The organism is Zoogloea ramigera, from assembly GCF_006539865.1.
GTDB classification, from domain to species: domain Bacteria; phylum Pseudomonadota; class Gammaproteobacteria; order Burkholderiales; family Rhodocyclaceae; genus Zoogloea; species Zoogloea ramigera.
Map to the genome: position 1 here is coordinate 161,884 of NZ_BJNV01000007.1, position 12,861 is coordinate 174,744.

The following is a 12,861-nucleotide window of genomic DNA, read 5'->3' on the forward strand; positions in this document are numbered from 1 at the left end:
CGTTCGGCGCGCCGCAAGGGAGGCTGCTACTTCCCGACCCTGTACTGGACAGCTAAAACCCCGCGGGGTTCGCCGACGTCTGGCTTGAGGGCGGAAAAATCAGGAGTTTATTGCAAACCCGTGCCGCGCGGCGTGCCGGATCACGCGCTCAGCGTGCGCTGCCCGGGTCGTGCGAGCGGTGGCCCTGCTCGATGGCCCACACGGCGGCTTCGAGGCGGGAGCGGAACTTGAGTTTTTTGAGCAGGTTCTTGATGTGGACCTTGACGGTGCCCTCGGCGATGTTGAGATCGCGGGCGATGAGCTTGTTCGACAGCCCGCCGGCCAGGCAGCCGAGGATGTCCTTCTCGCGCTCGGTGAGCGGGGCGAGGCTGCGCTCGGCGGCCTGGGCTTCGTCGCGCAGGGAGCGGGCGAGGAGGCCGCTCAGGCTCTCGGTGATCACGATGCGGCCGCGCAGGGCTTCGACGATGCGGGCAAGGAGGTCTTCTGGCTCCATGTCCTTCAGCAGGTAGCCGTCGGCCCCGGCGCGGATCGCGGCGACCAGGTCGTCGGCGGCGTCGGAGACGGTGAGGATCAGGATGCGGGCGGCCAGGTCGGCCTCGCGGAGGGCGCGCAGGGTCTCGATGCCGCCCATGCCCTTCATGTTGAGGTCGAGGAGGATGAGGTCGGGCTCGAGGGCCCGGGCGATCTCCAGGCCCTCTTCGCCGCTGGAGGCTTCGCCGATCAGCTGGAGTTCGTCGTTGAGGGCCAGGAGCTGCGAGACGCCTTTGCGGAACAGGGGGTGGTCGTCGATGATGACCACCGAAGTGGGTGCGCGGGTGTTCATGGTTTTCCTTCGAAGTGGGCTGCCTCAGCGGGCGGGGCGACGGGGAAGCGCAGCACGACCTGCGTACCGCCGCCCTCCCGCGGGCTGATCTGGAGTTCGCCGGCCAGGCTCTCGGCGCGGTCGCGCATGATCACGAGGCCGTAGCGATTGAGCGGTGGGGATTGTTGCGCGAAGCCGACGCCGTCGTCCTCCACGTGCGCCCTGATGTGGGCCGGGCCGTCGTTGGCGAGGCTGACCCGCACCTGCGTGGCGCGGGCGTGGCGTTCGATGTTGGAGAGTGCCTCGCGGATGATCTGCAGCACGTGGATCTCGCGGCCCGGCGCCAGTTCGGGGCCGGCGAGGTGGTTGTCGAGGCTGATCGCCAGGCCGCTGCGGCGGCGGAACTCCTGCACGGTGTCGTCGATGGCGGCGTTGAGGCCGCGCCCGTCAATGCGCAGGCGGAAGGTGGTGAGCAGCTCGCGCAGCTGGCGGTAGGCCTCGCTGAGGCCGTCGCGGAGCTCGCCGACCACCTCGTTCACCGTTTCGGATTGCTGCGGGCCGAGCAGCTTCTGTAGGCGAGCGACCTGGATCTTGAGATAGGAGAGCGCCTGCGCCAGGGAGTCGTGGAGCTCCCGGGCGATCACCGAGCGCTCGTCGAGGAGCGCCAGCCGGTGGCTCTCCTCGTTGCGCCGGCTGGCGGCGAGGGCGGTGCCGATATGGTGGCCGATGGTTTCCAGCAGCTCGACCTGCCAGGGCGAGAGCTCGGTGCCGTCGGCCTGCTCGAGGAGCATCGCGCCGTGGCTGCGGCTGCCGTCGAAGAGCGGTACGGCGACCGCCCGGACGGACGACGGATCGGCCTGCGGCAGGGTGCGCAGCCGGCCGCTGTCGCTGTCGCAGCCCAGGCAGCCGCTCTGGCACAGGCGCTCGACCTCGGCGGCCTGGATCTGGTCGCCGAGAATCGCGAGCTGGTCGCTGCGGCCCAGGCACAGCGCGCCCGAGCGGATGCCGATCACCTGTTCGACGTCCTGCAGCGTGTTGAGCAGCGTGGTGTGGGTGACGGCCCGTTCGGACAGGCGCTGGGTGGTGCTGTAGAGCAGGTTGAGGGAACGGTTGCTGCGGGCGAGTGCCTCGGTCTTCTCCTGGACGCGCTGCTCGAGTTGGGCGTAATTGCGGGAGAGGTCCTCGACCATGAAGTTGAAGGCCTCGCCCAGCTGCCCGAGCTCGTCGGCATCCCGCGCCGGGGCGCGTACGCTGAAGTCGCCGCGGCGTACGCGGTGCGCCGAATCGAGGAGATCCGCCAGGGGCTTGATGAGATGCGCCTTGAGCTGAAAGACGGCGCCGGCGCCGACAACCAGCAGCAGGACCAGAGAGATGCCCTGGACGAGGCGCAGCCACTGCAGCTTGGCCTCCAGCCCCTGTTCGACGAGTGCCACCAGGCGGTCGATGCGGGTCACCATCTCGGCGGTGTCGGCGCGCAGCGAGATGCTGTTCTGAGGCGTGCTTATCGCGCGGCTGGCGGCCGCCCGGAAGCGCCCGCTCCACCAGGCGCCGACGTCATTGTAGGCCGTGCGCACGGGGTCGCCGGCCTGGCGGGGGATGGCACGCTGCAGCTCGGGGTCACGGTAGCGGGCTTCGAACTCGGCGAAGGCTTGCTCCATGGCCTGGAGGTCGCCCGCGTGATCGCGGCTGCTGATGATGGCGTCGATCAGGTATGACTGCATGCGCAGCGAGCCGGCCAGGTTGATGGCGCGGGCCTCACCGGAGGAGAGCTCGGCGACGGTGATCGAGGCCAGTATGGACACCATCGCCAGGCTGGCGATGGCCGCGATCCAGGCGCCCAGCCGCAGCACCACCGACGGCCCGCCGGGCCCGTGCCGGGCTTCGGCTGCGAGGGTTGGGCTTTCGCTGGGCTGGGGCACGCTGCGCTCTCCGTGACGGGGATGTTCGGGTGGGCGCTATTGTGAGGCTGTCAGGCCGCGCCGGCGATCCGGAGGTGGCATGGCGGGAGAGAAAATGGTGTTAGGTGAAATCCCGCAGCTCGCACGGGGTGGCGCCGGGCCTGACGCGTGGATTTTTATAAACCTTATAATAAACAGATTGTTATGCTTTGTTTTTGGATTCTTTCTTGTATCACTAAAGGAGTAGTCTATCCTTTCGGGGTAAGCAGGCACGCTTGATGTAAGTCAAATTTTGACTGGCCCAGGCTCATAGACTGCGGGCTGTGTTCAGGGGCGTGCAGACCGTCGCTCCCAACTTGAATCAAGCGAGGAAATGCGATGCAAGCGAGTCTTGAAGATCTTTCACTGGTGCTCGGCGAGGTGGCGATTTTTCGCGGTCTGCCGGCGGCGGTCACCGCCGAGGTCGCCCGTTCGGTGCAGATCCTCAGCTTGCCCAAGGGGGCGCCTGTCTATGCTGCAGGCGAGCGTCCGAAGGCGCTCTATCATGTGATGTCCGGGCACCTGAAGGTGGCCGTGTCCTCGCCCGAAGGCGGCGAGAAGGTCATCGAGATCCTCTCGCCGAACCAGCTCTTCGGCGTCGCCGAGCTGTTTGGTGACGCCAGCTATGTCTCGTCGGTGGAGACGGTCTCTCCGGTGGTGGCGCTCGCCATCGGGCGCGACGCGGTCTTGCGCGCCATCGAGCAGGACCCCTGCGTGTCCCGGCGCATGCTGGCGGCGCTGGCCCAGCGGCAGTCGTCCATCGAGCGGGAGATCGCCGCCGATTGTTTCCAGTCCGGCTCGGCCAAGGTGGTCGATTACCTCTGCCGGCTGGCGGGCCCCTCGCTGGGGGCGGGGCAGGACGTGGTGCTGGAGCTCGAGATCCCCAAGCATGTGCTGGCCGCGCGCCTGGGCTTCACCCCCGAGACCCTGTCGCGGATCTTCCGCGAGCTTGCCGACGCCGGCGACATCCACGTGCACGGCAAGCAGGTGACCCTCTTCCAGGCCTTCTGCCGCCGCCACTGCACCGAGCGGCGAGCCGCGGTGGCTCCCGCCGCCAGGCCGAGCCGCAGCAGCCCGTTCGAAAGGCCGGGCCGGTCGGGCGGCTACGGCGCGTTTGCCTGAGCCTGAGTTTCAATTTTTCTTCAGAAGTCCCTTGATCCATCGACGCCCCGGGCGCTGCGCCCCGGTGTTCATCGCCGATAAGCCGATGTGATCGTGGGGCCGGGCAACCGCCCGACCGGGGTGCCTGCAGTGGTCAAGCCAGGCGCCCCTTTTCTTTGCGTGCTTCGGGTTATCCTGCGTGCTCTTTCCAACCAGCAGGAGCACCAGCCATGCAAGAGCGGAACCCAGAGTTCGACAGCCTCGTTCCCGGCCTGCCTTTCAGCCGCCGAAGTTTTGTGGGCGCCTCGCTGGCGGCGGCCTTTGCGCTGGCTGTCCAGCCGGCGATCGGGCAGGGCGTGGTGCAGACGCCGGCCGACGGGCTCGTCGTCGGTGACATCAGTGTCCGCGGTGCGGACGGTGCCGTGGTGCCGGCCTATCATGCGCGGCCGGCGGGGGCGGGCCCGTTCGCCACTGTGCTGGTGGTCTCCGAGATCTTCGGCGTCCATGAATACATCCGCGACGTGTGCCGCCGGCTGGCCCGGGCGGGCTATCTGGCGATCGCCCCCGACCTGTTCCGCCGCCAGGGCGACCCGACGAAGATCGCCAGCGTCGCGGAGATCCTCAATACCGTGATCAGCAAGGTGCCGGACGCCCAGGTGATGGGCGATCTGGATGCTTGCGCAGCCTGGGCGGCGGCCAACGGTGGCGATGCGGCCCGGCTGGCGATCACCGGCTTCTGCTGGGGCGGCCGGATCACCTGGCTCTACGCGGCCCACAATCCGAAGCTCAAGGCCGGCGTGGCCTGGTATGGCCGGCTGGCGGGCACGGCCAGCGCGCTCACGCCCAGCCATCCCCTCGATCTGGTCGACAAGATCTCGGCCCCGGTGCTGGGCCTCTACGGTGCGCAGGATCAGGGGATTCCGGTGTCGGACGTGGAAGACATGCGCGCCGATCTCGCCAAGGCCGGCAAGAAGGCCGAGTTCGTGATCTACCCCGAGGCCGGCCACGCCTTCCATGCCGACTACCGCCCGAGCTACCGCGCCGCCGAGGCCGCGGACGGCTGGGCGAAACTGCTGGCCTGGCTGGAGCGGTGGGCTGTGGGGAATGGGGAATGGGGAATGGGTAGTAGGTAGTAGGAAATAAGGGGGGGGAGGCTTTGGCCACCCACTTCCCATTTCCCACTCCCTGCTTCCCACTATCTGAGCGAGATCACCGGCCAGCCCTGGGCGGTGGCGTGGGCGCGGAGGGTGTCGTCCGGGTCGACGGCGACGGGGTTGTTCACCTTGTTCATCAGCGGCAGGTCGTTGTGGGAGTCGCTGTAGAAGCTGCTCTTTTCGAAGCTCTCCCAGCACAGGCCGAGGCTCTCGAGCCAGGCCTCGACCCGCTCGATCTTGCCGGCCTTGAAGGCCGGTATGCCGCGGGGCTTGCCGGTGAAGGCCCCGTTCTCCTGGGCCGGGACGGTGGCCACCAGGTGCGGGATGCCGAAGGCGCGGGCGATGGGGCCCGTGACGAAGCTGTTGGTGGCCGTCACGATGGCCACGATGGCGCCGGATTCGAGGTGTTCCTTGACCAGCGCCTGCGACTGGGGCGTCATCATCGGCCGGATGCGGGTGTCGAGGAACTCCTGGTGCCAGGCGTCGAGCTGGGCGCGGCTGTGGCGGGCGAGGGGCTTCAGCTGGAAGTCGAGGAACTCGAAGATGTCGAGGGTGCCGGCCTTGTACTGGTCGTAAAAGGCCTGGTTGCGGGCCTCATAGACTTCCCGGTCGAGGACGCCTTTGGTGATCAGAAACTGAGCCCACTCGAAATCCGAGTCGCCGGCGAGCAGGGTGTTGTCGAGGTCGAAGAGGACGAGATCCATTTTTTGTCGTTTCAGCAGCTGAGGTCGCGCTGCAGGACTTCCCGCAGCAGGGGCAGGGTGATGGCGCGCTTGCGCTCCAGCGACGCGGCATCGAGGGCGTCGAGGGTGCGCAGCAGGCTGGTGAGGTCGCGGCGGCCGTGGCGCAGCAGGTATTGCACGATCTCGGGCTCGAGGCGCAGGCCGCGGGTGGCCGCCTGGGCCGCCAGGATCGCCTCGCGGTCGGTGTCGGTGAGCGCCTTCACCTCGAAGATCAGGCTCTGGCCGATGCGGGTGCGCAGGTCTTCGCGCAGGTGGAGGTGGAGCGGCGCGGCGCAGCCGCTGGTGATCAGCGTCATGCGTTGGGCGCGGGCGCCGTTGAAGGCCCGGAACAGCGCGATCTGGGCGCCGGGGCCGAGGGCCTCCACGTCGTCGATGGCGAGCAGCAGGCCGGGCGCCTCGGGCAGGGTTTCGCCCACGTCGGCGGCCTGCAGGTAGCAGGCGGGCCGGCCGGCCTGGGCCGCGGCGGTGACGATGCTGCGCAGCAGATGGCTGCGGCCGCTGCCGGCGTCGCCCCACAAAAAGATGTGCTGGGGCACGTCGGCCACCGGCACCGCCTCGTAGAGGGCGGCGAGCAGGTCGGCGTTGGCCGCGGCGACGAAGTTTTCGAGTACGGGCGGCGCGTCGGCGCGCAGGTCGAGGGTGAGTTGCTTCACGCGATCCTCGGGTCGGCGCCCGGCGGGCAGGGCGGCGACATTTCGGCTAAAATTCGGGTTTGTTTGCGCGCGGCGGGCGGAAATCCCCCGGCAATCCGCGGCGCAAGGCCCGTTAATGTAGCCGGTCACGGCGGGGCGCTCAACCCGATGAGCGTTTTCCGGTGGCGTCCGGCCGCTTCAAAAAGAGATCACAGAACCCATGAGCTCCCTTACCTATCGCGATGCCGGTGTGGATATCGATGCCGGCGATGCCCTGGTCGACCGTATCAAACCCTTTGCCAAGCGCACCATGCGCCCCGAGGTGATGGGCGGGATCGGCGGTTTCGGCGCGCTGTTCGAGATCTCTAAAAAATTCAAGGAGCCCGTGCTGGTCTCCGGCACCGACGGCGTCGGTACCAAGCTCAAGCTGGCCTTCCAGCTCAACAAGCACGACACCGTCGGCCAGGACCTCGTGGCGATGAGCGTCAACGACATCCTGGTGCAGGGCGCCGAGCCGCTGTTCTTCCTCGACTACTTCGCCTGCGGCAAGCTGGATGTCGACACCGCCGCCACCGTGATCCAGGGCATCGCCCAGGGCTGCGAGCTGTCCGGCTGCGCGCTGATCGGTGGCGAGACCGCCGAGATGCCCAGCATGTACCCCGATGGCGAATACGACCTGGCCGGCTTCGCCGTCGGCGCGGTCGAAAAATCCCAGATCATCGACGGCTCCACCATCCGCCCGGGCGACGTGGTGCTCGGCCTCGCCTCCAGCGGCGCCCACTCCAACGGCTACTCGCTGATCCGCAAGGTCATCGAGATCGCCAAGCCCGAGCTCGAAGCCGACTTCCACGGCCGCAAGCTCAAGGACGTCATCATGGAGCCGACCCGCATCTACGTTAAGTCGCTGCTGGCGCTCATGGAAAAGCGTGCCGGCCTCGTCAAGGGCATGGCCCACATCACCGGCGGCGGCCTCCTCGAGAACGTGCCCCGCGTGCTGGCCGACAACGTCACCGCGGTGCTCAAGAAAGACGCCTGGCAGATGCCGCCGCTGTTCCAGTGGCTGCAGCAGGCCGGCAACGTGGACGCCCAGGAGATGTACCGCGTCTTCAACTGCGGCATCGGCATGGTGGTGATCGTCGCCGCCGAAGACGCCGCGATGGCCGCCGAGCAGCTGCGCTCCACCGGCGAGACGGTTTACAACCTGGGCACCATCGAAGCCCGCGCCGAGGGCCAGGCCCAGACCGTGGTGGTCTGAGCCGCCGCGGGGTAGCCCGCGCGCCAGGTGTTTGATCAAAACGGGCCCGTGGGGCCCGTTTTGCATGGAGGTGCAAGGTGAGATGTGGGTGCGGCTTTAGCCGCACGCGGAGGTGGAATGGAGGATCTACCCCAGTCTTGCCGGCTTAGTGCGGCTGAAGCCGCACCTACATGACGTTGTGGGAGCTGGCGGAGAGGGCAAGCTCCGACGCCCTCTTTACCCGCCTTTACACTGGGCTAACCCCGGATTACCGGCAATGGCGGCATGATCGTCCTGCCGCCATCACACCCTCGGTCAACACCCATGGCCTTACCTCTTTCCCTTCGTCTGCTGCCGCTGCTGCTGGCGGGCGGGCTCACGGCCTGCGCAAGTGTCGGGCCGGACTACCGGGCGCCGGCGGTCGCGGTGCCCGCTGCCTGGCAGGCGCCGTCGCCGGACGCCAGCGCCTCACCGCAGAGCCTCGCCAACTGGTGGGAACAGCTGGCCGACCCGCAGCTGTCGGCCCTCGTCGCCGACGCGCTGGCGGCCAACCCCGATCTCGACGCCGCCCGGGCCGCCCTGCGCGCCGCGCGGGCCAGCCGCGACGCTGCCGCCGCCCAGCGTGCACCCAGTGTCAGCGCTGGCGGTGGCGTCACCCGCAGCACCGCCCTCGGCGGCGAGCGCACGCTCTACGACGCCGGCTTCGACGCCGCCTGGGAGCTCGACGTCTTCGGCGGCCTGCGCCGCGCCGTCGAAGCGGCGGACGCCGACCGCGCCGCGGCGCTGGCCGACCTGCGTGCCACCCGCGTCAGCCTGGTGGCTGAAGTCGCCCTCAACTACATCGACCTGCGCGCCGCGCAGATGCGCCTCGCCATCGCCCGGGCCAACCTGGCCAGCCAGACCGAGACCCTGCAGATCACCCAGTGGCGCAGCCAGGCCGGCCTCGCCAGCGCCCTCGACGTGGAGCAGGCGCGCAGCAACCGCGAATCCACCCGGGCCCAGATCCCCACCCTCGACACCGGCCGCGCCGCCGCCGAGCACCGCCTCGCCGTGCTCGCCGGCCGCGCGCCGGGCAGCCTGCACGACGTGCTGGCGGTGGCCGACGGTGCCCGCGGTGGCCTGCTGCCGCGGCTGCCCGCCGGTGTCGCGGTGAGCATCCCGGCCGAAGCCCTGCGCCAGCGCCCCGACATCACCGCCGCCGAGCGCCGGCTGGCGGCCGCCACCGCTCGGGTCGGCCAGGCCGAGGCGGCGCGTTACCCCGCCTTCAGCCTCAGCGGCAGCATCGGCCTGCAGGCCCTGGGCCTGTCCACCTTCACCGGTGGCGGGCAGGTGGCCCGCTCGCTGGCCGCGTCGGTGAGCGGCCCGGTGTTCGACGCCGGCCGCCTGCGCGCCCAGGTGCAATTGCAGGACGCCCTGCGCGAACAGCAGCTCGCCGCCTACCGCAAGGCCGTGCTCGGCGCCCTCGAAGACGTGCAGAACGCCCTGGTCGCTCTCTCCGACACCCGCCTGCGCGAACAGGCGCTGGCCGATGCCGCCGACGCCGCCCGCAACGCCGCGCTCTACGCCCGCCACCGCTACGCCTCCGGCCTCATCGACTTCCAGACCGTGCTCAGCACCGAGCGCAGCCTGCTCACCATCGAAGACAACCTCGCCAGCGCCGAGGCCGCCCGCCTCACCGCCCTCGTCCAGCTCTACAAGGCCCTGGGCGGCGGCTGGTCGCCCGGCGACGGCACCGCAACCCCAGCACCCGAAAGCACGCCATGAACACCCCCAAGCCCACCTCACCGGAAGCCCTCCGCGAGCTGATCCTCAAGGACGGCCGCCGTCGCCTCGGGGGCAAGGCCCGCGTCGCCCTCGCGGTGGCCGGCCTCGGTCTCGCCGGGCTGCTCGCCTGGGCCCTGGTCGGCGGCAACGGCAACGACGGCCCGCGCTACCTCACCCAGCCCGTGCGTAAGGGCGAGCTGGTCATCAACGTGTCGGCCAACGGCAACCTGCAGCCCACCAACTCGGTGGATGTGGGCAGCGAGCTGTCGGGCATCATCGAAACCGTTTTTGTGGATGTGAACGACCGGGTGAAGAAGGGCCAGGTGCTCGCCCGCCTCGACACCTCCAAGCTGCGTGACCAGGTACGCCAGGCCAAGGCCGAGATCGCCGCCGCCGAGGCGCGGGTCGGCCAGGCCCGGGCCACGGTGGCCGAGACCGCCGCCAGCCTGGCCCGGCTGCAGGAGGTGGCGCGGCTCTCCGGCGGCAAGGTGCCTTCCAAGGCCGAACTCGACGCCGGCCAGGCCGCGGCGCTGCGGGCAGTAGCCGACCAGAAGGCCGTGGAGGCCAGCGTGGCCTCGGCCCGGGCCCTGCTGTCCACCTACGAGATCAGCCTCGCCAAGGCCACCATCCACTCGCCCATCGACGGCGTGGTGCTCACCCGCAAGGTCGAGCCCGGCCAGACGGTGGCTGCCGCGATGACCGCCCCGGTGCTGTTCACCCTCGCCGAAGACCTGCGCCGCATGGAGCTGCAGGTGGACGTGGACGAGGCCGACGTGGGCAAGGTGAAGGAGGGCCAGGAGGCCCGTTTCCATGTGGATGCCTGGCCCGGCCAGAACTTCCCGGCCAAGGTCACGCGGGTCGGCTGGGGTTCCCAGACCAAGGACCAGGTGGTGTCCTACCTCACCATCCTCGAGGTGCGCAACGACGAGCTCCTGCTGCGCCCCGGCATGACCGCCACCGCCGACATCACCACCGCCCGCCGCGCCGACGTGCTGCTGGTGCCCAACACCGCGCTGCGCTTCGCCCCGCCGGCCGGCCGCGGCCAGCCCAAGCGCAGCCTGCTGGCCAGCCTCACCCCGCGGCCGCCCTCGGCCGGCCCCAAGGTGGCCTCCGAGGCCGCCCCCAAGGACGGCAGCCAGACCCTCTGGCTGCTCGAAGGCGGCCAGCCCCGGGCGCTGCGGGTGACCGTGCTGGGCAGCAACGGCCAGGTCTCGGAGGTCCGCCCCGTGGACGCCGGCAGCCCCCTCGCGCCCGGCGCCGAGGTGATCGTCGAAGCAGTGGTGAGTAAGCCATGAGGCCGCACCTACAGCCGCATCCACCACGCGCAGCACGGGCCGTATCATGAGCCCCCCCGACCCCCTCATCGCCCTCTCGGGCGTCACCCGCGTCTTTGGCAGCGGCGCGGCCGCCTTCCAGGCCCTGCGCGGCATCGACCTGACGATAGACGAGGGCGACTTTGTGGCCATCATGGGCCCCAGCGGCTCCGGCAAGTCGTCGCTGATGAACATCCTCGGCTGCCTCGACACCCCCAGCGGCGGCAGCTACCGCTTCCGCGGCCTGGCCGTCGAGGGCCTCAGCCGCGACCAGCGGGCGCTCCTGCGCCGGCACGCGCTGGGCTTCATCTTCCAGGGCTTCAACCTGCTCGCCCGCACCTCGGCCCAGGAGAATGTGGAATTGCCGCTGCTCTACCGCGGCGAGCCCGCCGCCGCCCGCCATGCGGCTGCCCGCGCCGCGCTGGCCTCGGTGGGCCTCACCGGCTGGGAGCATCACGGCCCGGCCGAGCTCTCCGGCGGCCAGCAGCAGCGGGTGGCGATCGCCCGGGCGTTGGTCACCGGGCCGTCGCTACTCCTCGCCGACGAGCCCACCGGCAACCTCGACACCGCCCGCAGCCGCGAGATCATGGACCTGCTGGCCGCCCTCAACCGCGACCAGGGCATCACCGTGGTGATGGTCACCCACGAGCCCGAGATGGCCGCCTACGCCCACCGCATCGTGCGCCTGGTGGATGGCCTGATCGCCAGCGACGAGCGCCGCGCCCCCGGAGGCCAGCCATGATCTGGAACGCCCTGCAGCTCGCCCTGCGCGAGATCCGGCGCAACCTGATGCGCTCCTTCCTCACCATCCTCGGCATCGTGATCGGCGTCTCGGCGGTGATCACCATGGTCACCCTCGGCAACGGCGCCACCCGCGCGGTGTCGGACCAGATCGCCAGCCTGGGCAGCAACCTGCTCATCGTGCGGCCCGGCCAGATGCTCGGCCCCGGCCGCGACTCGGCCGGCGCGCCGCGCTTCAAGGTGGCCGACGCCGACGCCCTCCGCAGCCAGGTGAGCGGCCTCGCCGCCGCGGTGCCGGTGGCCAGCAAGGCCGTCACCCTGGTGGCGATGGCGCGCAACTGGTCGTCCAGCGTCACCGGCACCACCGCCGACTGGTTCACCGCCGGCAAATGGCAGCTCGCCGCCGGCCGCGTCTTCAGCGCCCCCGAAGAGCGCGCCGGCGCCGCGGTGTGCGTGATCGGCGAGACCATCCGCCGCGAACTCTTCGGTGGCCTAGACCCCATCGGCCAGCCCCTGCGGGTCAAGCAGTTCTCCTGCGAGGTGATCGGCCTGCTCGGCGCCAAGGGCCAGTCCACCATGGGCAGCGACCAGGACGACATCGTCGTGGTACCGCTCCGCACCCTGCAGCGCCGCCTTACCGGCAGCACCGACGTGGCCACCCTGATGATCTCGGTGAAGGACGAAGCCTCGATGGACGTGGCCAAGAACCAGGTCACCTGGCTGATGCGCGAGCGCCGCCACATCGCCCCCGGCGACGACGACAACTTCTCGGTGATGGACACCCGCCAGATCGCCGAGACGCTATCGGGCACCACCAAGGTGATGACCGGCCTGCTCGGCGCCGTGGCCGCGGTGAGCCTCCTGGTGGGCGGCATCGGCATCATGAACATCATGCTGGTGTCGGTCACCGAACGCACCCGCGAGATCGGCATCCGCCTCGCCATCGGCGCCCTGGAGCGGGAGGTGCTGCTGCAGTTTCTGATCGAGGCGGTGGTGCTGTCGTCGCTGGGCGGCCTCATCGGCATCGCCCTCGCCACCCTCGCCTCCATCGGCGGCGCCGCGCTGATGCACGTGCCCTACCTCTTCAACCCGGGCATCAACCTGCTGTCCTTTGGCTTCTCGGCGGCGATCGGGGTGATCTTCGGTTATGTGCCGGCGAGCAGGGCGGCGAGGCTGGACCCGATCGAGGCGCTCCGGCATGAGTGAGGGGGTGGGGTGAGGCCTCGCCGGCGGGTCAGGCTTCGGGTTGGAGCTTGTGCTGCTGGATGATTTCCTCGATCTGCCCGGCCTCGGGGATGCCTAAGCGGCGGGCGTCGGCGAGGGCGAGGTTGAGAAAGTCGCGGGCCCGCTCCCGGTCGCCGGGGGCGGCGCGCTGCAGGAGGTTGAGGGCGAGGTTGGCACGGGCGATGAGGGCGGAGCGGACGTCGCCGAGATGCTCGA

12 protein-coding genes are annotated in these 12,861 nt (G+C 69.8%); 7 read left to right on the forward strand and 5 right to left on the reverse strand.

Features of this window, described 5'->3' with window-relative positions; translation table 11 throughout:
* Positions 1-148: 148 nt before the first annotated feature.
* Both narL and ZRA01_RS03460 read right to left on the reverse strand, forming a co-directional pair.
* On the reverse strand, positions 149-823 hold the full coding sequence (narL, locus tag ZRA01_RS03455; RefSeq protein ID WP_141349356.1) for a two-component system response regulator NarL: 675 nt from the start codon (positions 821-823) through the stop codon (positions 149-151).
* The gene (locus ZRA01_RS03460; RefSeq protein ID WP_141349357.1) at positions 820-2,721 is read right to left on the reverse strand and encodes a histidine kinase; all 1,902 of its coding nucleotides are present in this window, start codon (positions 2,719-2,721) and stop codon (positions 820-822) included. Before ZRA01_RS03460 ends, narL begins: the two co-directional genes overlap by 4 nt.
* 357 nt (positions 2,722-3,078) lie before the next feature.
* Between ZRA01_RS03460 and ZRA01_RS03465 the strand changes: the two genes are divergently transcribed.
* Positions 3,079-3,861 carry a Crp/Fnr family transcriptional regulator gene (locus tag ZRA01_RS03465; RefSeq protein WP_141349358.1) on the forward strand — a complete coding sequence of 261 codons (783 nt, stop codon included), beginning with the start codon at positions 3,079-3,081 and terminating at the stop codon, positions 3,859-3,861.
* Positions 3,862-4,070: 209 nt separating this feature from the next.
* On the forward strand, positions 4,071-4,973 hold the full coding sequence (locus tag ZRA01_RS03470) for a dienelactone hydrolase family protein (RefSeq protein ID WP_141349359.1): 903 nt from the start codon (positions 4,071-4,073) through the stop codon (positions 4,971-4,973).
* A 62-nt stretch (positions 4,974-5,035) separates the two neighbouring features.
* Here the strand turns inward: ZRA01_RS03470 and ZRA01_RS03475 are convergent, their stop codons facing one another.
* Together ZRA01_RS03475 and hda are read right to left on the reverse strand one after the other, a co-directional pair.
* Positions 5,036-5,698 carry a histidinol-phosphatase gene (locus ZRA01_RS03475; protein WP_141349360.1) on the reverse strand — a complete coding sequence of 221 codons (663 nt, stop codon included), beginning with the start codon at positions 5,696-5,698 and terminating at the stop codon, positions 5,036-5,038.
* An 11-nt stretch (positions 5,699-5,709) separates the two neighbouring features.
* Positions 5,710-6,390, reverse strand: coding sequence for a DnaA regulatory inactivator Hda (hda, locus tag ZRA01_RS03480; protein ID WP_141349361.1), 681 nt, complete (start codon positions 6,388-6,390; stop codon positions 5,710-5,712).
* Between the two features lie 199 nt (positions 6,391-6,589).
* Between hda and purM the strand changes: the two genes are divergently transcribed.
* From purM to ZRA01_RS03505, 5 genes are all read left to right on the forward strand, one after another.
* A complete protein-coding gene (gene purM / locus ZRA01_RS03485; RefSeq protein WP_141349362.1) occupies positions 6,590-7,624 on the forward strand; it encodes a phosphoribosylformylglycinamidine cyclo-ligase in 1,035 nt (344 codons plus the stop codon).
* A gap of 303 nt (positions 7,625-7,927) precedes the next feature.
* Positions 7,928-9,367, forward strand: a complete 1,440-nt coding sequence (locus tag ZRA01_RS03490) for an efflux transporter outer membrane subunit (protein WP_141349363.1) — start codon at positions 7,928-7,930, stop codon at positions 9,365-9,367.
* Entirely contained in the window at positions 9,364-10,662 is a 1,299-nt protein-coding gene (locus ZRA01_RS03495) for an efflux RND transporter periplasmic adaptor subunit (protein ID WP_141349364.1), read from the forward strand. The genes ZRA01_RS03490 and ZRA01_RS03495 overlap by 4 nt, the downstream gene beginning before the upstream one ends.
* Before the next feature lie 46 nt (positions 10,663-10,708).
* Positions 10,709-11,422, forward strand: a complete 714-nt coding sequence (locus ZRA01_RS03500; RefSeq protein WP_174851584.1) for an ABC transporter ATP-binding protein — start codon at positions 10,709-10,711, stop codon at positions 11,420-11,422.
* Positions 11,419-12,627: an ABC transporter permease gene (locus ZRA01_RS03505; RefSeq protein WP_141349366.1), complete on the forward strand. Its 1,209-nt coding sequence runs from the start codon at positions 11,419-11,421 to the stop codon at positions 12,625-12,627. The genes ZRA01_RS03500 and ZRA01_RS03505 overlap by 4 nt, the downstream gene beginning before the upstream one ends.
* Before the next feature lie 28 nt (positions 12,628-12,655).
* Here the strand turns inward: ZRA01_RS03505 and ZRA01_RS03510 are convergent.
* Positions 12,656-12,861 (reverse strand): hypothetical protein (locus ZRA01_RS03510; RefSeq protein WP_170182896.1); only part of this gene is annotated, 206 nt, incomplete at its 5' end.